This is a genomic window from Streptomyces sp. BR1 (assembly GCF_052373795.1).
GTDB lineage: Bacteria > Actinomycetota > Actinomycetes > Streptomycetales > Streptomycetaceae > Streptomyces.
Map to the genome: position 1 here is coordinate 3,368,131 of NZ_CM126252.1, position 26,616 is coordinate 3,394,746.

The 26,616-nt window shown below is 70.7% G+C and carries 22 protein-coding genes, 3 tRNA genes and 1 other RNA gene; 11 read left to right on the forward strand and 15 right to left on the reverse strand.

The features are described 5' to 3' along the window. Window positions 1-47 precede the first annotated feature (47 nt). Window positions 48-254 carry a developmental transcriptional regulator BldC gene (gene bldC / locus ACT1U9_RS14500; protein ID WP_003949541.1) on the reverse strand — a complete coding sequence of 69 codons (207 nt, stop codon included), beginning with the start codon at window positions 252-254 and terminating at the stop codon, window positions 48-50. A 511-nt stretch (window positions 255-765) separates the two neighbouring features. Continuing rightward, window positions 766-1,608, reverse strand: a complete 843-nt coding sequence (locus tag ACT1U9_RS14505) for a hypothetical protein (protein ID WP_444538705.1) — start codon at window positions 1,606-1,608, stop codon at window positions 766-768. Window positions 1,609-1,785: 177 nt separating this feature from the next. Between ACT1U9_RS14505 and ACT1U9_RS14510 the strand changes: the two genes are divergently transcribed. Both ACT1U9_RS14510 and ACT1U9_RS14515 read left to right on the forward strand, forming a co-directional pair. Then, complete coding sequence (locus tag ACT1U9_RS14510; RefSeq protein WP_444538706.1) at window positions 1,786-2,871, forward strand: Leu/Phe/Val dehydrogenase; 1,086 nt, start codon at window positions 1,786-1,788, stop codon at window positions 2,869-2,871. 281 nt (window positions 2,872-3,152) lie between these two features. Further along, a complete protein-coding gene (locus ACT1U9_RS14515) occupies window positions 3,153-3,413 on the forward strand; it encodes a DUF3073 domain-containing protein (RefSeq protein WP_188274923.1) in 261 nt (86 codons plus the stop codon). A 163-nt stretch (window positions 3,414-3,576) separates the two neighbouring features. Here ACT1U9_RS14515 and purM read toward each other — a convergent pair whose 3' ends face one another. The 4 genes from purM to ACT1U9_RS14535 all read right to left on the reverse strand — a co-directional run bounded on the left by purM (window position 3,577) and on the right by ACT1U9_RS14535 (window position 7,983). Continuing rightward, window positions 3,577-4,644: a phosphoribosylformylglycinamidine cyclo-ligase gene (gene purM / locus ACT1U9_RS14520; protein WP_444538707.1), complete on the reverse strand. Its 1,068-nt coding sequence runs from the start codon at window positions 4,642-4,644 to the stop codon at window positions 3,577-3,579. Between the two features lie 45 nt (window positions 4,645-4,689). After that, a complete protein-coding gene (gene purF, locus ACT1U9_RS14525) occupies window positions 4,690-6,216 on the reverse strand; it encodes an amidophosphoribosyltransferase (protein ID WP_444538708.1) in 1,527 nt (508 codons plus the stop codon). A 281-nt stretch (window positions 6,217-6,497) separates the two neighbouring features. Then, on the reverse strand, window positions 6,498-7,283 hold the full coding sequence (locus ACT1U9_RS14530; protein WP_444538709.1) for a sterol carrier family protein: 786 nt from the start codon (window positions 7,281-7,283) through the stop codon (window positions 6,498-6,500). Between the two features lie 10 nt (window positions 7,284-7,293). Continuing rightward, the gene (locus ACT1U9_RS14535) at window positions 7,294-7,983 is read right to left on the reverse strand and encodes a TetR/AcrR family transcriptional regulator (RefSeq protein ID WP_444538710.1); all 690 of its coding nucleotides are present in this window, start codon (window positions 7,981-7,983) and stop codon (window positions 7,294-7,296) included. Between the two features lie 191 nt (window positions 7,984-8,174). Between ACT1U9_RS14535 and ACT1U9_RS14540 the strand changes: the two genes are divergently transcribed. Next, a complete protein-coding gene (locus tag ACT1U9_RS14540; RefSeq protein ID WP_444538711.1) occupies window positions 8,175-9,623 on the forward strand; it encodes an MFS transporter in 1,449 nt (482 codons plus the stop codon). Between the two features lie 241 nt (window positions 9,624-9,864). Here ACT1U9_RS14540 and purL read toward each other — a convergent pair whose 3' ends face one another. From purL to purS, 3 genes are read right to left on the reverse strand one after another with little or no spacing between them, the layout of a single operon-like run. Continuing rightward, on the reverse strand, window positions 9,865-12,114 hold the full coding sequence (purL, locus tag ACT1U9_RS14545) for a phosphoribosylformylglycinamidine synthase subunit PurL (RefSeq protein WP_444538712.1): 2,250 nt from the start codon (window positions 12,112-12,114) through the stop codon (window positions 9,865-9,867). Then, entirely contained in the window at window positions 12,111-12,791 is a 681-nt protein-coding gene (purQ, locus tag ACT1U9_RS14550; protein ID WP_444538713.1) for a phosphoribosylformylglycinamidine synthase subunit PurQ, read from the reverse strand. The genes purL and purQ overlap by 4 nt, the downstream gene beginning before the upstream one ends. Further along, complete coding sequence (purS, locus tag ACT1U9_RS14555) at window positions 12,788-13,039, reverse strand: phosphoribosylformylglycinamidine synthase subunit PurS (protein WP_067162360.1); 252 nt, start codon at window positions 13,037-13,039, stop codon at window positions 12,788-12,790. The genes purQ and purS overlap by 4 nt, the downstream gene beginning before the upstream one ends. Window positions 13,040-13,371: 332 nt before the next feature. On the opposite strand from purS, the gene ACT1U9_RS14560 reads away from it, so the two are divergent. The 8 genes from ACT1U9_RS14560 to ACT1U9_RS14595 all read left to right on the forward strand — a co-directional run bounded on the left by ACT1U9_RS14560 (window position 13,372) and on the right by ACT1U9_RS14595 (window position 18,039). After that, entirely contained in the window at window positions 13,372-13,689 is a 318-nt protein-coding gene (locus ACT1U9_RS14560; RefSeq protein ID WP_444538714.1) for a histone-like nucleoid-structuring protein Lsr2, read from the forward strand. 165 nt (window positions 13,690-13,854) lie between these two features. Further along, window positions 13,855-13,926: transfer RNA gene (locus ACT1U9_RS14565), tRNA-Gly, on the forward strand. 78 nt (window positions 13,927-14,004) lie between these two features. Further along, a tRNA-Gly gene (locus ACT1U9_RS14570) sits at window positions 14,005-14,077 on the forward strand. Window positions 14,078-14,212: 135 nt separating this feature from the next. Next, window positions 14,213-15,190 carry an ABC transporter ATP-binding protein gene (locus ACT1U9_RS14575; protein WP_444538715.1) on the forward strand — a complete coding sequence of 326 codons (978 nt, stop codon included), beginning with the start codon at window positions 14,213-14,215 and terminating at the stop codon, window positions 15,188-15,190. A gap of 5 nt (window positions 15,191-15,195) precedes the next feature. Then, window positions 15,196-16,002 (forward strand): ABC transporter permease, encoded by an 807-nt coding sequence (locus ACT1U9_RS14580; RefSeq protein WP_444539107.1) that lies wholly within the window; start codon window positions 15,196-15,198, stop codon window positions 16,000-16,002. A gap of 17 nt (window positions 16,003-16,019) precedes the next feature. Beyond that, entirely contained in the window at window positions 16,020-17,270 is a 1,251-nt protein-coding gene (locus ACT1U9_RS14585) for a sensor histidine kinase (protein WP_444538716.1), read from the forward strand. Continuing rightward, window positions 17,267-17,944, forward strand: a complete 678-nt coding sequence (locus tag ACT1U9_RS14590) for a response regulator transcription factor (protein WP_444538717.1) — start codon at window positions 17,267-17,269, stop codon at window positions 17,942-17,944. The genes ACT1U9_RS14585 and ACT1U9_RS14590 overlap by 4 nt, the downstream gene beginning before the upstream one ends. A 22-nt stretch (window positions 17,945-17,966) precedes the next feature. Further along, window positions 17,967-18,039: transfer RNA gene (locus ACT1U9_RS14595), tRNA-Gly, on the forward strand. A gap of 51 nt (window positions 18,040-18,090) precedes the next feature. On the opposite strand, the gene ACT1U9_RS14600 is transcribed toward ACT1U9_RS14595, so the two are convergent. The 6 genes from ACT1U9_RS14600 to ffs form a co-directional block, all read right to left on the reverse strand. Continuing rightward, the gene (locus tag ACT1U9_RS14600) at window positions 18,091-19,002 is read right to left on the reverse strand and encodes a phosphoribosylaminoimidazolesuccinocarboxamide synthase (RefSeq protein WP_188274936.1); all 912 of its coding nucleotides are present in this window, start codon (window positions 19,000-19,002) and stop codon (window positions 18,091-18,093) included. 86 nt (window positions 19,003-19,088) lie between these two features. Further along, entirely contained in the window at window positions 19,089-20,540 is a 1,452-nt protein-coding gene (locus ACT1U9_RS14605; protein WP_444538718.1) for a N,N-dimethylformamidase beta subunit family domain-containing protein, read from the reverse strand. A 346-nt stretch (window positions 20,541-20,886) separates the two neighbouring features. Beyond that, on the reverse strand, window positions 20,887-22,545 hold the full coding sequence (locus ACT1U9_RS14610) for a hypothetical protein (RefSeq protein WP_444538719.1): 1,659 nt from the start codon (window positions 22,543-22,545) through the stop codon (window positions 20,887-20,889). A 276-nt stretch (window positions 22,546-22,821) separates the two neighbouring features. Further along, window positions 22,822-24,078, reverse strand: coding sequence for a phosphoribosylamine--glycine ligase (purD, locus tag ACT1U9_RS14615; protein WP_444538720.1), 1,257 nt, complete (start codon window positions 24,076-24,078; stop codon window positions 22,822-22,824). Window positions 24,079-24,139: 61 nt separating this feature from the next. Continuing rightward, on the reverse strand, window positions 24,140-26,404 hold the full coding sequence (locus tag ACT1U9_RS14620) for a DNA polymerase III subunit gamma and tau (protein ID WP_444538721.1): 2,265 nt from the start codon (window positions 26,402-26,404) through the stop codon (window positions 24,140-24,142). A gap of 76 nt (window positions 26,405-26,480) precedes the next feature. After that, window positions 26,481-26,579: signal recognition particle sRNA small type (gene ffs / locus ACT1U9_RS14625), an RNA gene on the reverse strand. Window positions 26,580-26,616: the final 37 nt, after the last annotated feature.

Genomic DNA, 26,616 nt, shown 5'->3' on the forward strand with positions numbered 1-26,616 from the left:
GGGCTGCCGGGGTGGGGGCCCCGGAATGCCCGTTATCGGGGTGTTGTTCAGGCCTCGCTACGCTGCTGCGGAATGCCCGCGAGCAGCGCACGGACCTCTGCTTCGCGGTACCGGCGGTGTCCACCCAGCGTGCGGATGGACGTGAGCTTGCCCGCCTTCGCCCAGCGGGTGACCGTCTTCGGGTCCACGCGGAACATCGTGGCAACCTCAGCCGGGGTCAGCAGCGGCTCGGCATCAGGGGTGCGAGCGGTCATGAGCGGCCTCCTCGGGAGAACCGAACCTTCTCGGTTCTTTCCTCTAAATTCTGCACCTTGACCCGCGTTGCCCGAAATGGCGGACGCGAGCCGAGTCGGTTATAGGACGAACGGCTTGTCCTCGGCACTACAACTACACCATCTGTCCAGCCACGTCGGCCAAACCGATGGAATTGCCCTCCCAGGTGTTCATCAGCGACGGAAGCCGATGGACCATGCCATAGCGGACAGTCACGCCACAGTGACGATCAGTCACAGAGCGATCAGGAGTCATCAGACCCCCCATAGCGTGCAATACCAAGCAATCCGCCCGTAGTTGGACGGAAGGAGCCCTCCCCGGACTCCTTGTCCTATTTTGGCACGAGGGTGGGGGATGGACGCAAGGGCCCAGTAAGTGCGGTCCGTCACGCTTGGGGCAAAGGCCCGTATCAGGACCTACGTCCCGGCGCATACGTACGAAAGACTCACCCGGACGGGGACAACACCCGCCGCGCACGGCGCACGTTCGCCCTCAGTTCGCGAGCCGGCGGTCCCTGACGGCCCGCCAGCGCTCCGTGAAGCGCTCGTACGCCTCGGCCGCCCCCGCGCCGTCCCCGGCCCGCAGCGCGGCGATCCCCTCGGCCACGTCGGCCGCCGAGCGGTCCGCCGCGAGCCGGTCCTCGGACAGCGCGTGCACCAGGCCGCCGTAGTCGAGCTCGACCAGCGAGCGCGGATGGAACTCCTCCAGCCAGCGGCCCACCTCGACCAGGCCCTCGATCAGCGGCCCCTCGTCGATGTGGTCGCGCAGCGTGCGGAGCGCCCGCGCGAGGCGGCGGCGGGCCTGGACCATCGGGGTGCGGTAGCGCAGCACCGGGGGCGCCCCGCTCTCCGCCCGGACATACTCCCGCTCTTCGTCCGAAAACACTGTGAACCAGCTCACAGGCACATGCCAGACCGACGTCAGGATCCACGGCCGGGCGTCCGGGTTCCGCTCGCGCCAACGCTCGTAGTCCGCCGCGGCCTGCCGGCGCACCACCGGCGGCAGCAACGCGTCCAGGACCGGCGCCGGGTACTGGCCCGGCAGCTCCTCCAGGGCCCGCCACCCGCGCAGCCGGGTCCGCCACGGGCAGACGCACACCACCCCGTCCACCTCGGCCACGAACGCGTCCGCGCTCTCGTGGACCGGGACCGCGACCGGCGGCGTCGGCACCAAATCCGCCAGCGCGCGCCGGAGTTCGTCCTGGGCACTGGGGGTACGCCCGCTCTCGGCGTACCGGGCCCAGTGGCCGCGCTCGGGTTCGGGGAAGGCCGCCAGCGGCTCGTACACCCGCAGATAGGACGCGTACGGGACGATCACCGAGGACACCACCGCCATGGGTCGAATCGTCCCACGCGCAGAGCGGACGGGAGGGTGATCCTCGGCACTGCGCCTGATCTACGCGCGCGTAGGACTTACTCTGCTCCCAGCGCGGCCCCGGGCGGGCCGCGACGACGGCCCGCCCCACCCGCACGCGGGCCGCCAACCGCCGCTTCGTACTTGGGAGTCACCACCGTGACCGATGTGACCGACGGCGTCCTGCACACCCTGTTCCGCTCGGACCAGGGTGGCCACGAACAAGTCGTGCTGTGCCAGGACCGCGCCTCGGGCCTCAAGGCCGTCATCGCCATCCACTCCACCGCTCTGGGCCCGGCCCTCGGCGGTACGCGCTTCTACCCGTACGCGAGCGAGGAAGAGGCCGTCGCCGACGCGCTCAACCTCTCGCGCGGCATGTCGTACAAGAACGCCATGGCCGGACTCGACCACGGTGGCGGCAAGGCCGTCATCATCGGCGACCCGGACACCATCAAGACCGAGGAGCTGCTGCTCGCCTACGGGCGTTTCGTGGCCTCGCTCGGCGGGCGTTATGTGACGGCGTGCGACGTCGGCACCTATGTGGCGGACATGGACGTCGTGGCGCGCGAGTGCCAGTGGGTGACCGGCCGCTCCCCCGAGAACGGCGGCGCGGGCGACTCCTCCGTGCTCACCGCCTTCGGTGTCTTCCAGGGCATGCGGGCCAGCGCCCAGCACCTGTGGGGCGACCCGACGCTGCGCGGCCGCAAGGTCGGCGTCGCGGGCGTCGGCAAGGTGGGCCACTACCTGGTGGAGCACCTGGTGGCGGACGGCGCCGAGGTCGTGATCACCGATGTACGTGAGGAATCGGTACGCCGCATCCTCGACAAGCACCCGGGCAAGGTCACCTCGGTCGCCGACACGAACGCGCTGATCCGTGTGGAGGGCCTGGACATCTACGCCCCCTGCGCGCTCGGCGGCGCCCTGAACGACGAGAGCGTCCCCGTGCTCACCGCGAAGATCGTGTGCGGCGCGGCCAACAACCAGCTCGCCCACCCGGGCGTCGAGAAGGACCTCGCGGACCGCGCGATCCTCTACGCGCCCGACTACGTGGTGAACGCCGGCGGCGTGATCCAGGTCGCGGACGAGCTGCACGGCTTCGATTTCGACCGCTGCAAGGCGAAGGCCGCGAAGATCTTCGACACCACGCTGGCCATATTCGCACGTGCGAAGGAAGACGGTATTCCGCCGGCCGCCGCGGCCGACCGGATCGCCGAGCAGCGCATCGCCGAGGCGCGCGGTCTCTGACCCCTTGAGGCAGCCGATCCGCCGACCGGCGAGACAAGACTCACGCCGGTCGGCGGGTCGGACGCCAAGAAGAGGTTAAAATCGCGGTTGACCAGCTAGGAAAGGGCTCCTTGCGGGTCCTGCGAAGTGGCACGTCATGCGGGCGGCGTACCGTATGGCCGCGGAAGCAGGTACCGTTGAAGCCCTACGGACACGGTCTCTCCACGGAGAGCCCGTTCCGACTCATGAACGCGTGTCAAGACTCTGGGGCCGTTGAGCCCCGTCACCGAGGGGGTCGAGCCATGGGGCGCGGCCGGGCAAAGGCCAAGCAGACCAAGGTCGCCCGCCAGCTGAAGTACAGCAGCGGCGGGACTGACCTGTCGCGTCTGGCCAACGAGCTGGGCGCATCGACTTCGAATCCGACAGTGAGCCAACCGCCTAACGCGGAGCCGCTGGAGGACGACGAGGACGACCCGTATGCCCGCTATGCGGACATGTACGGGAACGACGACGAGGACGAGGACGAGGAGTCCGGTCCGTCGTCGCAGCGCCGCGGCGCTTGACTTCGCTGAATCCCTCTTTGGCAGCAGCTCTCGTTGTGGCTGCTCCGAGAACACATCAACCCGGTTCGGGGCCTTCGCCTCGGACCGGGTTCTGTGCTGCCCGGGAAGGGCCCCGTTCTGTGCTGCAAGGGGAGGAGCCTCGCGGCCCCTCCCCTTTCGCTTTTTACTTCGCGTAGTCGCCGGTCAGCGCGGCGCCCGTGGTGTGCGCGCCCCGCTCCGTGATCGCACCGGCGACCCAGGCGTCCACGCCCCGGTCCGCCAGCGTCGTCAGGGCCACGTCCACCGAGTGCTCGGGCACGATCGCGATCATGCCGACGCCCATGTTCAGCGTCTTCTCCAGCTCCAGGCGCTCGACCTGCCCGGCCGTGCCCACCAGGTCGAACACCGCACCCGGCGTCCAGGTCGAGCGGTCGACGGTGGCGTGCAGGTGGTCCGGGATGACCCGGGCCAGGTTGTTGGCGAGGCCGCCGCCGGTGACGTGGCTGAAGGCGTGCACCTCGGCGGTGCGCGTCAGGGCCAGACAGTCCAGCGAGTAGATCTTGGTCGGCTCCAGGAGCTCCTCGCCCAGGGTCCGGCCGAACTCCTCGACCTGCTGGTCAAGCGACATCTTCGCCCGGTCGAAGACCACGTGCCGCACGAGTGAGTACCCGTTCGAGTGAAGTCCGGACGACGCCATGGCGATGACGACGTCACCCGTGCGGATACGATCCGCCCCGAGCAGACGGTCGGCCTCGACCACGCCCGTACCGGCGCCGGCCACGTCGAAGTCGTCCGGGCCCAGCAGGCCCGGGTGTTCGGCGGTCTCGCCGCCGATGAGGGCGCAGCCCGCGAGGACACAGCCCTCGGCGATGCCCTTGACGACGGCGGCGACCCGCTCGGGGTGCACCTTGCCGACGCAGATGTAGTCGGTCATGAACAGCGGCTCGGCACCGCACACGACCAGGTCGTCGACGACCATGCCGACGAGGTCGTGGCCGATGGTGTCGTACACGCCCATCTTGCGGGCGAGGTCGACCTTCGTGCCGACGCCGTCGGTGGCGGAGGCGAGCAGCGGGCGCTCGTAGCGCTTGAGGGCGGAGGCGTCGAAGAGGCCGGCGAAGCCGCCGAGGCCGCCCAGGACCTCGGGCCGCCTCGTCTTCTTCACCCACTCCTTCATCAGCTCGACGGCGCGGTCGCCCGCTTCGATGTCGACGCCCGCGGCTGCGTAGCTGGCACCAGTGGTCTCAGGCATGGCTCTGAAGAACTTTCGTGTCGTACTGCAGGGTTCGTGCGGGCGCTACGGGCGACGCAGGGCGTCGGCCGCCGCCGTCGCGGCGGGGCCCGCCGCGAGCTCGGTCTCCAGAAGCTGCTTGCCGAGCAGCTCCGGGTCCGGCAGCTCCATCGGGTAGACCCCGTCGAAGCAGGCGCGGCAGAGGTTGTCCTTGGGGATGGTGGTCGCCTCGATCATCGCGTCCGTCGAGATGTACGAGAGCGAGTCGGCCCCCAGCGACGTGCCGATCTCCTCGATCGTCATGCCGTTGGCGATCAGCTCCGCGCGGGTCGCGAAGTCGATGCCGAAGAAGCAGGGCCACTTGACCGGCGGCGAGGAGATCCGGATGTGGACCTCGGCGGCGCCCGCCTCGCGGAGCATCTTCACCAGCGCGCGCTGGGTGTTGCCGCGCACGATCGAGTCGTCCACGACCACCAGGCGCTTGCCCCGGATGACTTCCTTCAGCGGGTTCAGCTTGAGCCGGATACCGAGCTGACGGATGGTCTGCGAGGGCTGGATGAAGGTGCGCCCGACATAGGCGTTCTTCACCAGACCGGACCCGTACGGAATGCCGCTGGCCTCCGCGTAGCCGATCGCGGCGGGGGTGCCGGACTCCGGAGTCGCTATCACCAGGTCGGCGTCGACCGGCGCTTCCTTCGCGAGTTTCCGGCCCATCTCGACGCGCGAGAGGTAGACGTTCCGCCCGGCGATGTCGGTGTCGGGGCGGGCCAGGTAGACGTACTCGAAGACACAGCCCTTGGGCTTCGCTTCAGCAAATCGGGAGGTCCGCAGGCCGTTCTCGTCGATGGCGACGAGCTCGCCCGGCTCGATCTCGCGGACGAAGCTGGCGCCGCAGATGTCGAGGGCGGCGGTCTCGGAGGCCACCACCCAGCCGCGCTCCAGGCGGCCGATGACCAGCGGGCGGATGCCCTGCGGGTCACGGGCGCAGTAGAGCGTCTGCTCGTCCATGAAGACCAGCGAGAAGGCGCCCTTGACCTGGGGAAGGACCTTGGCGGCCGCCTCCTCCACGGTCAGCGGCTTGCCGTCGTCGTCGGTCTGCCCCGCGAGCAGGGCGGTGACGAGGTCGGTGTCGTTGGTGGCGGCGACCTGGGTCGCGCGACCGTTCTCCTTGGGCAGCTCGGCGACCATCTCGGCCAGCTGCGCCGTGTTCACCAGGTTGCCGTTGTGGCCGAGCGCGATCGAGCCGTGGGCGGTCGCCCGGAACGTCGGCTGCGCGTTCTCCCACACGGAGGCACCGGTGGTCGAGTAGCGGGCGTGACCGACCGCGATATGACCTTGGAGGGAACCGAGAGAGGTCTCGTCGAAGACCTGGGAAACAAGCCCCATGTCCTTGAAGACGAGGATCTGGGAGCCGTTGCTGACCGCGATTCCCGCGGATTCCTGGCCCCGATGCTGGAGGGCGTAAAGCCCGAAGTAAGTGAGCTTGGCGACCTCTTCACCCGGAGCCCAGACGCCGAAGACGCCGCAAGCGTCCTGGGGGCCCTTCTCGCCGGGGAGCAGGTCGTGGTTGAGTCGTCCGTCACCACGTGGCACGCCACCGAGTGTAGGCGAGATCGATCGCTGGTCCGAATTGGGGATACGGACGAGAAGGCGATGACGGGTGGTTTGTGGCTTCTGCCCAACCGGCCGGAGGGCCGTTTTCCTGGCATTTTCCTGCCGGTTTCCGGTCGGGGCCGGATTTTGACCCCCCGCGGAATGTGACGGAGCTCGCTCGGGGGTGCGAATTCGACCATGGGGGCGGCTGGGGCGGGGTCACTTGCCGTAGTCGGATGAATTCGGGGTTACGGGGGTGACGCGCGTGGTGAGCCGCGTACTCAGGACATCAGCGGAAGCAGTCCGGAAAGGTCCGCGCGCTCGCCGCTCGCCGACACCTGGGCGGCGTCCAGCGCCACCGCCCATTCCGTACGGCCGGTGGCGAGCCGGAGCCAGGTGAGCGGGTCGGTCTCGACGACGTTCGGCGGCGTGCCCCGGGTGTGCTTCGGCCCCTCGACGCACTGGACCACCGCGTACGGCGGCACCCTGACCTCGACCGAGCCGCCCGGGGCCGTCGCCGCGAGGGCGTCGGCGAGGAGCCGGGTGCAGGCGGCGAGCGCCTGGCGGTCGTACGGGATACCGAGCCCGGGGACGGCGTCGTTCAAGTCGTCGGTGCGGAGGCAGAGTTCCACGGTCCGGGTGACCATGGCGTCGCCGAGGGTCATGACGGCACCCGGCCGGGGGAGGACCGGGACCAGCCGACTCTCCGGCGCGTCCGGCAGCCGAGCCCCGATCCGCTCGGCCACCTCGGCGTACAGCGCGTCCAGATCCGGCAGCTCGGCGGCGTACTCCCCGGGGTCTGTGCGGCCCGCGAACGGCCAGTCCAGCAGGGCGAGTTCGCGCTTGGCCGGCTCGTCCTCGTCGAGGGCGCGGGCGATGGCGTCCAGGGTCAGGGCGGCGTGCGCGGCGAGGTCGTGGACCGTCCGGCCGGGGAGGCGGGTGGGCCGGGCCAGCTGATCGGGGGTGAGGGTGCGGACCGCGTCCCGTACGTGGGCGAACTGGGCGAGCACCGCCGCACGGGTCTTCGCCGGGTCGTAGCTGCGGGTGCGCTTCTTGGCCGGAGGCATGATCGAGAGCTTAAGCGGGCGCCTCGGCCTTGGTCGCGTAGTCGCCGAGGCCGTGCTCGACGAGGTCGAAGGCCTCGACGGCGAGGCGGACGGCGTCGGGGGCGATCGCGTCGGCAGAGTCTCCGAGGAGCAGCCGCCGGTGGTTCTCGCTGATCAATGTCGCACGTACGCCCATCAGCTGGGCGGCCGCGACCCGGGCCATGACCTGGTCGCCGGTCTCCTCGGCCAGCACTTCGGCCACCAGGTCGGAGCTGCGGACGAGGGCGGCGTGGGCGCGGGTGAGCAGGACGGGCGTCTCCATGATCAGCCGCAGCAGCTGGAGCACGATCGGTGCGTCGCTCATCCCGATGGAGGGGTCGCGCTCGTCCACGGACCGCAGATAGTGGCGGCGCATGGCCTGGACGGCGGACTCGCCGGGGGTGCGGTCGCGAACGGTACGGGCGGCGTCATGGATGTGATCCTCGACCGGCCGAAGCGCCAAGTCCTCTTTATTTCCAAAGTGGTTGAAGACGGTCATCTTCGACACCTCGGCCGCCTCGGCGATCTCGGCGACAGAGACCTTGTCGTAGCCGCGTTCCGTGAAGAGCTCGATGGCGACGTTCGTCAGCCGCAGCTGGGTCTGGAGCTTCTTGCGCTCACGCAGCCCCATGCCACTGCCAGTGCCGTTTCTGCCGCCGGTCCGCTCGCCAGTCTCCACCATGAGACCAATGTACCAGGATGAATATTTGGCCAGACATAAAAGTTGACTCGGTATAGCTAGATGGGTCATCGTGGAGCCACGACGAGGGCAAGACCCGCTGCCCCGGAGGGGGAATCACCATGTCCAGAACCTTGAGCACACCCATGCCAAAAGTGGCTGAACCGCCCGTAATCGGTCCCGCTTCTCCTCCCATGTCGGAGGGGCGGACGCGGCTCGGCTTCGCCCTCTGCCTGGTGACGATCCTGCTGGCCGTGCTCGACATGAACATCGTGTCGGCGGCGACCGTCCCGATCGTCCGCGACCTCGACCCGGTCCACGGCATGGACAAGATCCCGTGGCTGATCAGCTCGTTCGCGCTCGCCTCGGCGGCCGTACTGCCGCTGTACGGGAAGCTGTGCGACACCATCGGCGCGAAGAAGGTCTTCGTGGGTGCGCTGAGCGCGTTCCTGCTCGGCTCGGCGCTGTGCGGGGCCGCCCAGTCCATGGGCGAACTGATCGCGGCGCGGGCACTGCAAGGCGTCGGCGGCGGTGGCCTGATGAGCGTGACCATGGTCGTACTCGCCCAGCTCAAGGGCCCGGGCGACGGGTCCGGGCGGGGCAAGGGCGGCAGCATCGGCGGGATCGTGGCCGGCGCGGGCATGGCGCTCGGGCCGTGGCTGGGCGGCACGCTCGCCGACCAGGCGAGCTGGCGCTGGATCTTCTACGTGAACCTGCCGGTCGGGCTCGCGGTGCTGGCCGGGGCGGTGGTGGTGCTCCGCCTCCCCGTCGCACCCGTACGCCACCGGATCGACTTCCTCGGCGCGGTGCTCGCGGCGGCCTTCTCGACGTCGTTGCTGCTGGTCACGGAGTGGGGCGGCAAGGACTACGCGTGGACCTCGCCCGTGATTATCGGGCTTGCGGTGGCGAGCATGGCGACGCTGGCGCTGTTCCTGCGCCGCCAGGCCACCGCGGCCGAACCGATCCTGCCGCTCTCGATGTTCAAGGTCCCGGCGCTCCGGCTCGGCTTCGTGATCCAGGGGCTCGTGGGCGCGGCGATGATGGGCACGCTGGTGTACGTGATGATCTACCTCCAGGTCGTCCGGGGCATCGAGGCCACGTCGGCCGGGCTGTATCTGATCCCCATGGCGCTCGGCATGACCGCGGTCGGCTTCGGATCGGAGCGGCTGGCGGGGCGGGGTTGGTCCCAGAAGACGTTCGTGCAGACGGGAACGGTGCTGTCGGCTGTCGCGCTGGCCCTGCTCGCCACGACGGGTGTGTCCACCTCGCTGTGGGCCGTACGGGGTGAACTCCTGCTCATGGGCGCGGGGTTCGGCCTGCTCATCGGCCAGCTGATCCAGATCGTGCAGTCGGCTGCGCCCGCTCGTCAGCTGGGCGTCGCGACGACCGGTGTCCGCTTCTTCCAGACGCTGGGGAACGCGTTGGGGGCGGCGGTGTTCGGGACGGTGCTGAGCCGGGTGTACGCGTCGGAAGGTCCCGGCGGCTCGACGTCGACGATCCGCACGCTGACCGGCGCGGCCCACTCGTCGGGTCTGCATGCCCTGACGACGGGGATGGATGTGGTGTTCGTCGGGGCGGCGGGGGTGATGGTGGTGGCGGCGATCCTGTCCACGAGGCTGCCGTCCCGGACACCGGGGCTTTGACCCCCACCCCGCCCCTTCCCGAAAGCCCTGGGCGGGCGGCCGGGTGGCGGGTTGAGATGGGCTTCCCGGGGGCTACGCCCCCGGACCCCGTTTTGTCTGCGGATCGTGCTGTGTTGCTCGCGCAGTTCCCCGCGCCCCTAAATACCTAGGGGCGCGGGGAACTGCGCGGTCAGCCCCCACCGGCGGCCAGACGAACGTCCAGCCCCCGGCAGGGTTTAGGGAAGGGGCGGGGTGGGGGCGACTACGCCAGCAGCGACGGGATCGTGGCCTCGTGCGCGGACCGCAGCTCGTCCAGCGGCACGCTGAACTCGCCCTGGACCTCCACCGAGGAACCGTCGACCACGCCGATCCGAGTCGCCGGCAGGCCCCGCGCACCGCACATATCCGTAAAGCGGAGCTCCTCGCTGCGCGGGACCGCGACAACCGCCCGACCCGCCGACTCGGAGAACAGGAATGTGAAGGCGGAGACACCGTCGGGAACGACAAGACGCGCGCCGTGACCGCCGCGCAGGCAGGACTCGACCACCGCCTGCACCAACCCACCGTCCGACAAGTCGTGCGCCGCGTCGATCATCCCGTCCCGCGACGCCGAGATCAGGATCTCGCCGAGCAGCTTCTCCCGGTCCAGGTCGACCCGGGGCGGCAGACCGCCGAGGTGGTCGTGGATCACCTGGGACCACGCCGAGCCGCCGAACTCCTCACGCGTGTCGCCCAGGAGGTACAGCAGCTGCCCCTCCTCCGCGAACGCGATCGGCGTACGACGCGTGACGTCGTCGATCACGCCGAGGACCGCGACGACCGGCGTCGGGTGGATGGCGGTGTCACCGGTCTGGTTGTAGAGCGAGACGTTTCCGCCGGTCACCGGGGTGCCGAGCTGCAAACACCCGTCCGCCAGACCACGCGTGGCCTCCGCGAACTGCCACATCACATCCGGGTCCTCGGGCGAACCGAAGTTCAGGCAGTCCGAGATCGCCAAGGGCTTCGCGCCCGACGCGGCCACGTTCCGGTACGCCTCCGCCAGCGCCAACTGCGCCCCCGCGTACGGGTCGAGCTTCGCGTAGCGGCCGTTGCCGTCCGTCGCCATCGCGACACCGAGGTTCGACTCCTCGTCGATGCGGACCATGCCCGCGTCCTCGGGCTGCGCAAGGACCGTGTTGCCCTGCACGAACCGGTCGTACTGGTCCGTGATCCAGGACTTGGACGCCTGGTTGGGGGAGCTGACCAGGCGCAGGACCTGGGCACGGAGCTCCTCCGGCGTCGACGGCCGCGGCAGCTTGCCCGCGTCGTCCGCCTGGAGCGCGTCCTGCCAGGACGGCCGGGCGTACGGACGCTCGTACACCGGACCCTCGTGGGCCACGGTCCGCGGCGGTACGTCCACGATCTGCTCGCCGTGCCAGAAGATCTCCAGGCGCTCGCCGTCGGTCACCTCACCGATGACGGTGGCGATGACGTCCCACTTCTCGCAGATCTCCATGAACCGCTCGACGTGCTGCGGCTCGACGACCGCGCACATCCGCTCCTGCGACTCGCTCATGAGGATTTCCTCAGGAGACAGGGTCGCGTCGCGCAGGGGAACGGTGTCCAGCTCCACGCGCATGCCGCCGGAACCGGCGCTGGCCAGCTCCGACGTCGCGCACGACAGGCCCGCGCCACCCAGGTCCTGGATGCCCGCGACCAGCTTCTCCTTGAAGATCTCCAGGGTGCACTCGATGAGGAGCTTCTCCTGGAAGGGGTCGCCGACCTGGACGGCGGGCCGCTTGGCCGGGCCCGTCGACTCGAAGGTCTCCGAGGCCAGCACCGAGACGCCGCCGATGCCGTCGCCGCCCGTGCGGGCGCCGTACAGGATCACCTTGTTGCCGGGGCCCGACGCCTTCGCGAGGTGGATGTCCTCGTGCTTCATCACGCCGATGCAGCCCGCGTTGACCAGCGGGTTGCCCTGGTAGCACTCGTCGAAGACGACCTCGCCGCCGATGTTCGGCAGACCGAGGCAGTTGCCGTAGCCGCCGATGCCCGCGACCACGCCCGGCAGGACGCGCTTGGTGTCGGGGTGCTCGGCCGCGCCGAAGCGCAGCGGGTCGACGACCGCGACCGGGCGGGCGCCCATCGCCAGGATGTCGCGGACGATGCCGCCGACACCGGTGGCCGCGCCCTGGTAGGGCTCGATGTACGAGGGGTGGTTGTGCGACTCGACCTTGAAGGTGACCGCGTAGCCCTGGCCGACGTCCACGACGCCCGCGTTCTCGCCGATCCCGACGAGCATCGCGTCGTTCTCGGGGACCTTCTCGCCGAACTGCCGCAGATGGACCTTGCTGCTCTTGTACGAGCAGTGCTCGGACCACATCACGGAGTACATGGCGAGCTCGGCGCCGGTGGGGCGGCGGCCCAGGATCTCGCGGATCCGGGCGTACTCGTCCTCCTTGAGGCCGAGCTCCTTCCAGGGCTGCTCGACGTCGGGCGACTCGGCGGCGTGCTTGACGGTGTCGAGGCTCATGCGTTGACCAGCTTCTTCAGGATCGAGGTGAAGAATCCGAGGCCGTCGGTACGGCCCGTACCGATCAGCGGCTCCACGGCGTGCTCGGGGTGCGGCATCAGGCCGACGACGTTGCCGGCGGCGTTGGTGATGCCCGCGATGTCGCGGAGCGAGCCGTTCGGATTGAAGTCCATGTAACGGAAGGCGACTCGGCCCTCCGCCTCCAGCTCGTCGAGCGTGCGCTCGTCGGCCACGTAACGGCCGTCCATGTTCTTGAGCGGGATCTCGATCTCCTGCCCGGCCGTGTAGTCGGCCGTCCAGGCGGTCTCGCTCGTCTCCACCCGCAGCTTCTGCTCGCGGCAGATGAAGTGCAGATGGTTGTTGCGGAGCATGGCGCCCGGCAGCAGGTGCGACTCGGTGAGGATCTGGAAGCCGTTGCAGATGCCGAGGACCGGCATGCCGGCCTTCGCCTGCTCGATGATCGTCTCCATCACCGGCGAGAAGCGGGAGATGGCTCCGGCCCGCAGATAGTCGCCGTAGGAGAAGCCCCCGGCCAGGACCACCGCGTCGACCTGCTTGAGGTCCTTGTCGCGGTGCCAGAGCGAGACGGGCTCGGCGCCGGCGATCCGCACGGCGCGCAGGCTGTCCCGGTCGTCCAGCGTCCCGGGGAAGGTGACAACGCCGATACGAGCAGTCACTTGGACTCCTCGACCTTCACGGTGAAGTCCTCGATGACGGTGTTGGCGAGGAACGTTTCAGCCATCTCGTGGATGCGGGCGAGGGCGGCCTCGTCGAGGGGCCCTTCCACATCGAGCTCGAAACGCTTCCCCTGGCGGACGTCCGCGATCCCCTCGAAGCCGAGACGGGGCAGTGCACGCTGCACCGCCTGTCCCTGCGGGTCGAGGATCTCCGGCTTGAGCATGACGTCGACTACGACGCGTGCCACTGGCACTCCCGTGGTGGTGTGGTGCGAAGGCGGTTCCCTCAGAGTACCCGGCCAAAAAATCTACGCGAGTAGATATCAAGTGCGTCCGATCACGTTCCGGTTTCGGCCCCGACAACACGTGGGAAAAATCCCGGGAAAACCGGTCCACGCACATTGCGATCGGACACGCTGATGCAATTGGCTGGGCTTCACAATGCAATGCCTGCGGCTGTACAAAGGTTTCTCGGGGGAAACCCGAGAGAAACAGCGTTGCTCCAAAACCGCCGGAAGGCCGGGATCGCCGCACGTCAGACACGTGGGGAACGGCGAACCGTAGGAAGGAACCGATATCCGTGGCTCAGCGCGTAGTGGTCACGCTCTCCGACGACATCGACGGCGGAGAAGCGGCGGAAACAGTCACGTTCGGCCTGGACGGGAAGGCCTACGAGATCGATCTCAATCTCGCCAATGCGAAGAAACTGCGTAAGGAACTTGCGCCGTACGTGAAGGCCGGGCGCAAGCAGTCGAGGTCCGGCAGGGCGTTCAAGCACACCTTCGTCGCCCCCGACCCGGCGGCGGTCCGCGCCTGGGCCCGGTCGAACAACATGGAGGTGCCGGCCCGGGGACGCATCCCCAAGAAGGTCTACGAGGCGTTCAGCGCGGCGAGCTGAGGCCGTCCGGGGGTCCGGCACGACCGGCCGGGCCCCCGGACGGCGAGCGGGGCCGGGCCCCGGACTGGTGGCCCCGGCAGCCGAGTTGCATTGCACCCGGGGTGATCAGCTAGAGTCTGGAGCACGCCGAGGGGCAAGGCCGAAAGGCCCGGTCCACCGGAGCGTGCGGGTGTAGTTCAGTAGCAGAACATCCCCCTTCCAGGGGGAAGGCGCAGTGTGCAATTCCTGTCACCCGCTCTGCATCGCTTACCGACCACTGTTGTGGATCAGGTACAGTGGTGTTCGCACCGCCGGTGAGAGCCGAACGGTTGCAATGCGGACGTGGCTCAGTTGGTAGAGCATCACCTTGCCAAGGTGAGGGTCGCGAGTTCGAATCTCGTCGTCCGCTCAGTGAAAGAAGCCCCTGGTCTTGTGACCAGGGGCTTCTTCGTGTCCACGGCATGGAACCCCTTCTGACATTTGTCATGAGGAGCGGTGACAGCCCGCACTGCCCGCCGCCCCGATCCGCCGGAACGCTGGACGCATGGCAGATGTGATCGAGGTCGAGGAGCTGCGGCGTACCTACGCCGGGGGCTTCGAGGCCGTTTGCGGAATCTCCTTCTCGGTGGCGCCCGGCGAGCTCTTCGCGCTGCTCGGCACGAACGGCGCGGGCAAGACCTCCACCGTCGAACTCCTCGAAGGGCTCGCCGCCCCGAGCGCCGGCACCGTACGGGTGCTCGGCCACGACCCGTACACCGAGCGCGCCCGGGTGCGCCCCCGCACCGGCGTCATGCTCCAGGAGGGCGGCTTCCCGTCGGAGCTGACGGTGGCCGAGACCGTACGGATGTGGGCGGGCTGCACCACCGGCGCAGAAAAAGGTGCGCGGCGAAGCCGCTCGTTGAGGGGTGGCGGTCGGGTGGCGGGCGGGACGGTCGGGGAAGCGCTGGAGCTCGTCGGGCTGACCCGGCGTGCCGACGTACGCGTGAAGCAGCTGTCCGGCGGCGAGAAGCGGCGGCTCGATCTCGCGCTCGCCCTGCTGGCCCGGCCCGAGGTGCTGTTCCTGGACGAGCCGACCACCGGCCTGGACGCGGAGGGGCGGCACGACACCTGGGAACTCGTCCGCGACCTACGGGACTCGGGCACCACGGTCCTGCTGACCACCCACTATCTGGAAGAGGCCGAGGCGCTGGCCGAGCGGCTCGCGATCCTCCACGAGGGACGCATCGCGGCCGCCGGGCGCGTCGACGAGGTGGTCGCCGCCCAGCCGTCCCACATCTCCTTCGAGCTGCCCGACGGCTACCACCTCGGCGACCTCCCGCCGCTCGCCCGGCTCGGGGTGAGCAGCCACGAGTGCGAGGGCCGGACCGTACGGCTGAAGACCACCGAGCTCCAGCACGCCGCCACCGGGCTGCTGCTGTGGGCCCGGGACAGCCGGGTCGAGCTGCGCGGCCTCGACGTCCGCTCGGCCTCCCTGGAGGAAGCCTTCCTGCACATCGCCCGGGAACAGGAGTCGAGCCGATGACGACAATGGACGTTTCCCGTACGGATATTGAGGCGCCCTCAGCTGCTGCCGCCACGCCCGCATCCCGCATGAAGGCGCTCGCCCGCGCCGAGCTCACCCTTCTCGGCCGCAACAAATCCGCCCTGTTCACCGCGCTCGTGCTGCCCGCCATGCTCACCTTCTCGATGAGCTCGGCCGTACGCGGGATGGACCTCAAGGACACCGGACTGAAGGTCGGCACGGTGCTGCTGCCCGGGTCGCTCGGCTATGTGCTGCTGTTCGCGGTCTATTCGGCGCTGGTCGGCGTCTTCGTCGTACGGCGTGAGGAGCTGGTCCTGAAGCGGCTGCGCACCGGTGAGCTGCGGGATCAGGAGATTCTGGCCGGGGCTTCGCTGCCCGCCGTGCTGCTCGCCCTTGCTCAGTGCGTGCTGCTCGCGGCGGGGTGCAGTGCGGTGATGGACGTCGGGGCGCCGCGTGCGGTGTGGCTGGCGGTTGTCGGGCTCGGGCTCGGGATGGCGCTGATGGTCGTGCTCGCGGCGGCCACGGCTGCCATCACCCGCAGTGCGGAGGGCGCGCAGATCTCGGTGATGCCGATGCTGCTCGCCTCGATGGCCGGGTCCGGCATGGTGGTTCCGCTGGACGTCATGCCGGACACGGTGGCCTCGGTCTGCGAACTGCTGCCGCTCACGCCGGTGATCGAGCTCATCAGGGGCGGCTGGACCGGCGACCTGAGCGCGTACAAGGTGCTCGGCCTCCTTGCGACGTCGGTGGCCTGGATGCTCCTGGGCGTGTTTGCTGTACGGAAGTGGTTCCGCTGGGAGCCACGGCGCTGAACAGGGGAGATGACGGGGTGCTCGGTCGGATACGTCGCGTGCGCGGCTGGCGGCGGCGCTGGCGGGAGCGCAGCAGGCTCCAGAAGATGGACCTCTACTCGCGCGGCACGCTGAAGGTGATGCTCTGGTTCTTCCTGCTCACCTGGGGCGTGCTGCCGACGCTCGCGGCCGGGACCCGGGACCCGGGCGTCAGCGCCCTGAGCCTGGCGCTGCTCGCGGTGAACATCGCGCAGTGCGTCCTCGGCGCCCGCCGGATCGACCCGGCCTACGACCACTACCTCGGCCACGCTGTCTTCCCCCGGCGCCTGCTCGTGGCCCCGGTCGTGCTGCTCGCCGTCACCACCGCGCTGGTCGCGGCGCTCGCCGCCCTGGACGCCAAGAGCGTGTTCCCACTGCTGCTGATGAACCTGCCGATCGCGGTGATGATCCCGTACACGCTGATCGTGCCGATCCGCACGTTCCTGCTGCACTGTCTGGCGTACGCGGCGCTCACGACCTGCGTCTTCGCGGCGGCGGGAGCGCGGGGCGGCCAACTCCTCGCGCCCGCGCCGATCGTGATGGCGATGGGCGCCCTGATGCTGCCGACGGTGCGGCCGGGCGCGTGGGGGCTGCGCAACATGTGGCAGGCCGAGGAGGCCAAGGACGTACAGGCGCGGCTCGCCGTCGCCGAGGAACGGCTGCGCTTCGGCCGGGACATGCACGACGTACTCGGCCGCAACCTCGCGGTCATCGCCCTCAAGAGCGAGCTGGCCGTGGAGCTGGCCGAGCGCGGGCGTCCGGAGGCGGTGGCCCAGATGGTCGAGGTGCAGCGCATCGCGCGCGAATCGCAACGGGAGGTACGGGAGTTGGTGCGCGGCTACCGCGAGGCGGACCTCGCGGTCGAACTCGACGGCGCCCAAGGCGTGTTGGAGGCCGCCGGGATCGACTGCACGGTCTCGGGCCCGGCCGACGGCCTGCCCGCCGGGGTGCAGTCGGCGCTCGGCTGGGCGGTGCGCGAGGCGACCACCAACGTGCTGCGGCACGGCAACGCCCGCTCCTGCGCGATCCGGCTCACGGCCGCCGACGCGGTGGTCACGCTCGTCGTCGAGAACGACGGCGTCCCCGACCGCGCCCCCGCCGCCCCCGGCTCGGGCCTCGCGGGCCTGCGCGAACGGCTCGCCCCGATGGGCGGCACGCTGGAGACGGCCCGCCCGGGCGACAGCTTCCGGCTGACGGTGACCGTACCGCTGCGGAGTGTGGCGGAGCTGGGCGAGGAGGTGTCCGTATGACCGGGTCCGAGGCTGGGGATGGGGTCGGGGCCGCGCCTTTGCCCGAGTCCGCGGGTGCGCCTACGCGGCCTGTACGTGTCCTGCTCGCCGACGACGAGCACCTGATCCGGGGCGCCCTCGCCGCGCTGCTCGGGCTTGAGGACGATCTCACCGTCGTCGCCGAGGCCGCGTCCGGGCCCGAGGCGCTGGCGATGGCGCGGGCGCACCGCCCCGATGTCGCGGTCCTCGATCTGCAGATGCCGGGCGCCGACGGTGTGAGTGTCGCCACATCCCTGCGGGCCGAACTGCCCGGCTGCCGCACCATGATCGTGACGAGCCACGGCCGTCCCGGCCACCTCAAGCGGGCGCTCGCGGCCGGGGTGCGCGGGTTCGTACCGAAGACGGTGAGCGCGCGGAAACTCGCGGAGATCATCCGTTCCGTGCACGCCGGAAACCGTTATGTGGACCCGGAATTGGCGGCCGACGCGATCTCCGCCGGGGACTCCCCGCTGACCGTCCGCGAGGCGGAAGTCCTTGAGCTCGCGGCCGACGGGGCGCCGGTCTCGGAGATCGCCGAGCGGGCCGGACTCTCCCAGGGGACGGTCCGGAACTACCTCTCCTCGGCGGCCTCGAAGCTGGGCGCCGAGAACCGTCACACGGCGGTGCGTCTCGCCCGCCTCCGGGGTTGGGTATAGTTAGCTGCGCGCTACGGCGCATGCGGACGTGGCTCAGTTGGTAGAGCATCACCTTGCCAAGGTGAGGGTCGCGAGTTCGAATCTCGTCGTCCGCTCAGCGAAAGAAGCCCCCGGTCGGTTCTCCGACCGGGGGCTTCTTCGTGCGCTCAGCTCCAGCTGGTGCCGGTCAGCTGCTCGTACGCCTCGATGTACTTGGCGCGGGTGGCGTCGACGACCTGCTGCGGGAGCGGGGGCGGCGGCTGCTCGGAGTGGCGGTCCCAGCCGGACTCGGCGGAGGTGAGCCAGTCGCGGACGAACTGCTTGTCGTAGGACGGCTGCGCGCGGCCCGGCTCCCAGGTCTCCGCGGGCCAGAAGCGCGAGGAGTCGGGGGTGAGGACCTCGTCGGCCAGCACCAGGCGGTCCTCGCCGTCGACGGTCTCGAAGCCGAACTCGAACTTGGTGTCCGCGAGGATGATCCCCCGGTCGCGGGCGATGTCGCGGGCGCGGCCGTAGACGGCGAGCGTCGTCTGGCGCAGCAGCGCGGCGGTCTCGGCGCCGACCTGGCGGGCGACTTCCTCGTACGAGACGTTCTCGTCGTGGTCGCCGACGGCGGCCTTGGTGGCGGGCGTGAAGATCGGCGCGGGCAGCTCGGAGCCGTTGCTCAGCCCCTCGGGCAGCGCGAGCCCGCAGACCGTACGCGACTCGTCGTACTCCAGGAGCCCGGAGCCGGTGAGGTAGCCGCGCGCCACGCACTCCACCGGGACCATCCGCAGCGACTTGCAGACCAGGGTGCGCCCGGCCCAGTCGGCGGGGGCGCCCTCGGGCAGCTCGCTGGAGATGACGTGGTGCGGAACGATGTCCGCGAGCAGATCGAACCACCAGAGCGAGAGCTGGGTGAGCACCCGGCCCTTGTCGGGGATCTCGGTGGGCAGCACCCAGTCGTACGCGGACATACGGTCGCTGGCGACCATGATCAGGTCACCGGCCTCGTTCTGATAGAGGTCCCGCACCTTGCCCGTGTGGAGGTGGGTCAGGCCCGGGACCTGAATCGGCTCGGGCTTTTCTACAAATCCGGACACGGTTCCTCCGCGTAGATTGATCCAGGAGCGCTTCCGATTCTCTCGCACGCGACGAGTACCCCGGACACGCCCCTGGTCGCGGCCCGCTAGTCCCTCTTGCAGATCCGGTCGAGGAGATTGGCGGTGGCGCGCTGGATGCGGGCGTCGGTGTGGCCGGGGCGGTCGAGGGCCGGGGACCAGGCGAAGGTGCCGGAGGCGAAGACGAGGGCGCCGGAGGGGGCGCGGTAGAGCGAGGTCTCCTGGTGCCGGGTCGCGCCCTCGCTGTCGCGGTACGGGGAGTGGGCGAGCAGGATGCGGTCCTGGTGCTCGGGGAGCGCGGTGCGCGGGTAGTACCGGTCGGCCTCGCCCGCGACGAGCCCGTCGATCTCGTCGCCCTCGTTGGCGCCGGTGGCCTCCCAGAGCCAGTGCTTGGCGTTGCGCACGACGAGCGGCGACGGTTCGGGGACGCGGCCCGCGTACTGGATGCCGAGCAACTGCTGCTCGGGACGGGCGACTTCACGCCACAGTGCGGGCTTTCCGGGGCCGCGCCGCTTGCGGCAGGTCAGCAGCCGGTCGGGGACGCCGGAGGGCGAGGGCGCGAGATCGACCTGCCAGTACAGGGTGTTGGCCGACAGGAAGACGAGCGACGTGCCGCTCTCGCGGGCGAGCTCGACGGTGCGGCGCATGGGGGCCGACCAGTACTCGTCGTGGCCGGGGAAGACAAGGCCCCGGTAGCGGGTCGGATCGATGCGCCCGGCGTGCAGGTCGCGGGTGTCGGCGTACGCGAGGTCGTATCCGTACCGCTCGGCCCAGCGGATGAAGTCGTACGCGTGCCCCACGTGCAGGGGGAGTCCCGCGCCCGCGTACGGCCGGTCGAAGGAGACGGTGATGGCCGCGTCCTCCTCACCGAGCAGCCGCCCGTGCGCGTCCCACGCGTGGTAGAGCGAGGCCCCGGTCCGCCCGTCCTCCGGGAAGAGGTTGTAGGCCTGCCAGGTGATGTCGGGGAGCAGGAGCAGCAGATCGGCCGGATGGCTGTCGCGCACGGTGAAGGGGATGTGCGAGCGGTATCCGTCGAGGGTGGTCAGGACGGCTACGTACGCGCCGATGGAGGCGTACGAGGGCACTTGGTACCGCCAGGAGAGCCACCAGTGGTGGCAGGAGACGGTGCGGTCGGCGGCGAGGGGGGCGGGCTGCACGATCCCGGCGAGCCGGGGGCTGGTGGCAATCTTGGCCGCCCCATCTCCCCCGTAGTGCCCGATTCGATAAATATCGACGGAGAACTGCTGAGGCGGATCGACGGTGATGTGGAAGTCGATGGCCTCGCCGGGGGCGACGGCGCCGGTGGAGGCGAACCCCTTGATCTGCTGCCGTACGTCGTCGGCGGTACGGGGCCCGGAGGCGCCGGGCCGGGCTTCGACGTACCAGGGCACCACGTGCCCGGTGTCGTCGAAGTAGTGCTCCCCGCCGCGCAGCCACGGCAGGGGGCCCTGACCAAAGGGATCCGAGACGGCGTGCGCGAGGGCCCCCGACTCCCACCGCCGAATCTGCTCCGCCCCCATGCCACTCCCCTCCCTCTCCCCCGACACCACATCGACCACACGAATACGTCATATGACGCCCGGCCGTTCAGCGACCGGTCTCCAGCACATCACATAACGCACGCACTCCGTCACCGTTCGTCGCGAATTGACGTGAACGGAAGGGGTAGTTCCGGTTTGGGGCGGGGGGCTTCCGCGTGCAGTGGTTCGACTGCGGGCCGTCGGTGGCTGGTCGCGCAGTTCCCCGCGCCCCTAAAGGAGGGCCCGAGGGGCCCATCCAAGGGGCGCGGGGAACTACGCGAGAACCCAGCACGATCCGCAGACAAAACGGGTGCAGGGGCGGAGCCCCCGGCGAGGTGGGGGCAACTCACACCAGCCGGACCGGCTTCTCCGCCCGTACCCCCACCCCCGCCAGCCACCGCCGAAGCGGCTCCGCGTCGCTCTCCTCCAGAAGCGTCAGGACCCGCGACGACAGGTCGCCCCGGCGCTCCCCGTCCACGAGCAGCGCGGGCCCGTCCAGCCAGTCGAGCCCCGGCGACGCCCCCGCCGTGTCGACCGCCGCGCAGCACACCATCGCCGTGACGTGGTCGGCAAGGAGATCGCGCCCGGTGCGCGGCGGCTGCAGAGGAAACAGCGGGACGCAGTCGCCCCACACCTCGGCTATGAGCCGAGGCGGCGAAGAGGCCTCCTCGACGGCCACCGCCGCCTCGATCCCCGCCGCCAGCGCCTCCCCGTCCTGCCCGGCCAGATGCTCCAGAACCCGCGCAAGCGTCGGCGCGACCGGCTCACCGCCCGGCCCCGCCCCGGCCCCGTCCAGCTCGTCCATCCCGTCGAGCACGCGGTGCAGCCGGGCCGCCTCCGCACGCCACTTCCGGTCGACGACTTCCTCCGGGTAGTGCTGCCAGTCCACCGGCGACCAGTCGGGCCCGGGCTCGGCCGGACCGCCGTGGAACAGCCGGGCGGCGAGCAGCGAGGCCGCCTCGTCGGCGGCGCCCGGCTCCTCAAGCAGATCGCACGCGGGCCGCTCCCCGAGCCGGGACGCGAACCCCTCCGCCAGCCGGTCCCGCCGGGACAGCTCGGTCAGCGCCGACACCACACCGGCGTCGAGCCGGGACGGCCACCGCCCCATCCGCCAGGCGGGCAGCGCCACCCGTGTGAGCAGCCGGTCCCAGCCCGCGTAGGCGAGCCCGACCTGCTCCTGGGCGACGATCCGCAGCCCGTAGTCGACGGTCTGCGCCCGCTCGGACGCGGCGGCCGCGACCCCGCGCTCCATCTCGGCGGCATGCGTACGACAGCCGCGCAGCAGTAGCCGGGCGACGGGCCCGACGAACCCGAGCAGCACCCGCCGCACCCGCCCGACGCCGGACCCGCTGGTCACCGCGACGGCGGCGTCCAGGCCCCGTACGAACCGGCGGGCCGAGGCTATGTCGGGGTGCGCGGACGGCCCCGTACCGGCCACGACGGGCGCCAGGATGGCCCGCAGTTCACCGACCCGCATCCACCACAGGAACGGCGACCCGATGACGAGAACGGGCGCGTCGTCGCTGCGGCGACGTATGCCCCGCGCGCCGAAACCTCCCGGCATGCCGCGACCGCTTCGTACGGAATGCGCCGGATGCGTACGGTCCTCAAGCCAGCTGTCGCAGTCCGGCGTGAGGGCTATCGCCGAGGGGGCGGGCACGTCGAGCCGGTCGGCCAGGTCCCGCACCAGCCGGTACAGATCCGGCGCGGACGATTCGGCGAGGTCGACCGTCGGGGAGAGCGCGGGTCTCGCCCGTACGATCACGGCCGCGACCGCGGCGGCGGCCAGCAGCACGGCGACCGCCGCACCCGTCACCGCCCAGCGCGCCGTGTCCCAGCCCCGGCCGTCGATCCGGCCCTGCGCGCCCGCGACGAGCAGCACGACGGCGACCGCCGCCGGCAGCAGAGCGACGGCCAGCGCCCGGCTGCGCACCCGCAGCACGGCCAGCGCCCGCGAGCGCGCCGACCGCGCGCCCGCCTCACCACCCATCCCGGAACCGGACACGGCCGGACGTCACCCCCTCTGCACTGCGTCGGCGTTGCTCACTCCCCCACTGTGGCACCCCCCACTGACATCGCAATGCCGGTGACCCAAGTGCCGGACCGCTCCCGCCGCACCCTAGTTGCGCCCCCGCCACCCGTCATCCGGATGGCCCACCCGTCACCCGATGGAATGGCTTTGGGGTGGGGTTCCGGCCCTGCGATCCGCAGACGAAAACGGGTCCGGGGCGCAGCCCCGACATGGGCCGCGCCCCGGACCAGGGCACGAGGAATCAGGCCGTCACGCCTGCAAGTCCGCCGCCTTCAGCGCGATGTCAGTGCGGTACTGCGACCCATCCAGCCGCACGCGAGCAACCGCCGCATACGCCCGCTCGCGGGCCTGCGCCAAGTCCACCCCGGTCGCAGTGACCGAAAGAACCCGTCCCCCCGCGCTGACGACCGCGTCCCCATCCCGCCGAGTACCCGCGTGCAACACGTACGCATGCGGCGCATCCAGAGCCGCGACCTCGTCCAGACCGGAGATCGGGTCGCCGGTCCGGGGCGTACCGGGGTAGTTGTGCGACGCCACGACGACGGTGACCGCCGCATCGTCCCGCCACGCAAGCGGCGGCTCGGAATCCAGCGTTCCGTTCGCCGAGTTGAGCAGCACGCGCGCGAGGGGTGTCTTCAGCCGGGCGAGGACGACCTGCGTCTCGGGGTCGCCGAAGCGCGCGTTGAACTCGATGACCCGCACCCCGCGCGAGGTGATCGCGAGCCCCGCGTACAGCAGACCGGAGAACGGCGTACCCCGGTGGCGCAGTTCGTCGACGGTCGGCTGGAGCACGCTCGCCATGACCTCGTCGACGAGCTTGGGGTCGGCCCACGGCAGCGGCGAATACGCGCCCATGCCACCGGTGTTGGGGCCCTCGTCGCCGTCGAGCGCACGCTTGAAGTCCTGTGCGGGCTGGAGCGGCAGCACGGTCACGCCGTCCGTGATCGCGAAGAGCGAGACCTCGGGGCCGTCGAGAAACTCCTCGATGACCACCCGGTCGCAGGCGAGCGCGTGCGCGCGCGCCACCTCGACGTCCTCGGTGACGACGACGCCCTTGCCGGCCGCGAGACCGTCGTCCTTGACGACGTACGGCGCGCCGAACGCGTCCAGCGCCTCGTCGATCTCGGCGGGGGTCGTACAGACGTAGCTGCGGGCGGTCGGCACGCCGGCGGCAGCCATGACGTCCTTCGCGAACGCCTTGGAGCCCTCCAGCTGCGCGGCTTCGCCGGAGGGGCCGAAGCACGGGATGCCCGCGGCCCGTACGGCGTCGGCGACCCCGGCGACCAGCGGCGCCTCGGGCCCGACGACGACGAGGTCGCTGTGGAGCGAGACCGCGAGCCGGGCGACGGCCTCGCCGTCCAGCTGGTCCACGGGGTGGAGTTCGGCGACCTCCGCGATCCCGGCGTTGCCGGGGGCGCAGTGCAGCGCCGTCACGTCGGGGTCGAGGGACAGGGAACGGCACAGGGCGTGCTCGCGGGCGCCGCCGCCGATGACAAGGACCTTCACGGCAGCCAGCCTAGCCTCCGTGGCGGATTCTCCCTCGTACGGGTCACCGAACCCCGTACCGCTACTCGTTCGTATATTCCTCCACCACCGTCGCACCGAGCTCGCGCACGATCAGGTCGTGGCCGGAGAGCGCGTTGTCGACGAGATCCGGATCGTCATCCTCCGGAATGTCGTCCTCCGGCCGCACGGGGGGCGCTTCGTGGGTGACGGGGGCGGGCTGGGTCCGTACGGGCGCGGGTGCGGATGCCTGCGGCTGCTGCTGTACGGGGGCGGGGGCGGCCGGGGTGGAGGGCTGGGGCGGAGCGGGGGCCTGGGCCTGGGGGCTGGGGGCTCCGGGACTGTTGAAGCCGCCGGGGGCGCTGTTGCCGCCTCCACCGAAGTTGCCGGGGCCGCTCGGGCTCGGGGAGCCGCCGAATCCACCGGCGCCACCGGATCCACCGCCGAAGTTGCCCGCGGCGGCCGGGGGCTGGGAGCCGCCCGACGGGTCGATGATCGCCTCGACCTTCCACTGCACGCCGAACCGCTCGCCGAGCACCCCGCGCAGCACTTCCTCGCTGCCGCTGCTCGCGAAGTTGTCGCGGGCGCCCGCGTTGATGAACCCGAGCTGCAGGGTGGTGCCGTCGAATCCGGCCACCTGCGCGTTCTGACTCAGCAGGATCCAGGTGAAGCGCCGCTTGTTCTTCACGGCCTCCAGGATGTCCGGCCACATATTGCGTACGTGGACGGCGCTGCCGGGGGCACCGGCGGCCGGGGCGGTCGCGGCGGCGGGAGCCGGCTGCTCGGGGGCCGACGGCTGCCCCGGGGCCGACGCGGAGGGCCAGGCACCGGCGGCAGGAGCGGCTTGGGCGGAGGAGCCGGGCCAGGCGCCCGGGCGCTGACCGCCACCCTGACCGGGCGCGGCGGCACCGGGCCACGCGCCGGGGGCGGGCGCCTCCGGGGCGACGGGAGCGGGCGCCTGGGGCGGCGCGACCGGGGCAACGGGGGCCGCCTGCGCGACCGGGGCCGGGGCCGGGGCCGGGGCCGGGGCGCCGCCGCGAGCAGCGGCCCGAGCAGCCTCGGCACCCCCGCCCGGACCCTGCGCGACAGGCGCGGGCGGCATGGGCGGATGGGCGTCCGCCCCGGGCACGTACCCCATCGCGGGTCCGGAAGCAGCAGGCACCTGGAAGTTGGCCCCGCGCTCCAGCCGGTCGAGCCGGGACTGGACCGAGCGCTCGTCGTCGTACGCGGCCGGAAGCAGCACGCGCGCGCAGATCAGCTCCAGCTGGAGCCGGGGCGAGGTGGCCCCGCGCATCTCGGTCAGCCCCGTATTGACGAGGTCGGCGGCCCGGCTGAGCTCGGCGGCGCCGAACACCGAGGCCTGCGCCTGCATGCGCTCGACGACGTCGGCGGGCGCGTCGATCAGGCCCTTCTCGCCCGCGTCCGGGACGGCGGCGAGGATCACGAGATCCCGCAGCCGTTCCAGCAGGTCGGCGACGAACCGCCGGGGGTCGTTCCCGCCCTCGATGACCCGGTCCACGACCTCGAAGGCGGCGGCGCCGTCCCCGGAGGCGAAGGCGTCAACCACGGAGTCGAGAAGTGACCCGTCCGTGTAGCCGAGAAGAGAAGTGGCCATGGCGTACGTCACACCGTCGTCGGCGGCACCGGCGAGGAGCTGGTCCATGACGGACATGGAGTCACGCACGGACCCGGCACCGGCGCGCACGACCAAGGGCAGCACGCCATCCTCGACAGGAATGCCCTCCCGCCCACAAACATCCCCCAGGTACTCGCGCAGTGTCCCGGGCGGCACAAGCCGGAAGGGGTAGTGATGGGTCCTGGACCGAATGGTCCCGATGACCTTCTCGGGCTCGGTGGTGGCGAAGATGAACTTCAGATGCTCCGGCGGCTCCTCGACGACCTTCAGCAGGGCGTTGAACCCCGCCGAGGTGACCATGTGGGCCTCGTCGATGATGTAGATCTTGTAGCGGCTGCTGGCAGGCCCGAAGAAGGCCTTCTCGCGCAGCTCACGGGCGTCGTCCACGCCACCGTGCGAGGCGGCGTCGATCTCGATGACATCGATGGACCCCGGCCCGTTGCGCGCGAGGTCCCGGCAGGACTGGCACTCCCCGCACGGAGTCGGCGTCGGCCCCTGCTCACAGTTCAGGCACCGGGCGAGGATGCGCGCGCTGGTCGTCTTTCCACATCCGCGCGGCCCACTGAACAGGTACGCGTGATTGACCCGGTTGTTCCGCAGCGCCTGCTGCAGCGGGTCGGTGACATGCTCCTGCCCGATGACCTCGGCGAAGGACTCCGGGCGGTAGCGGCGGTACAGCGCAAGGGACGACACACCTACGAGGTTATCGGGACCCACCGACAACCGGCCCCGCCCAGCCACCCGGCCCGCACTCCGGTTCCACCCCGTAAACGCAAGCGCCCCCCACGCACCCGCCAGAGCCGACCTACCCTTGCTGCCTTCCGGCCCTGGGGGAGTTCAGTCAGATAGCGCCACGTGAGGGGCTCCGCACAGGGTACCCGATCCCGGCGGGGGGAACGAGTTCG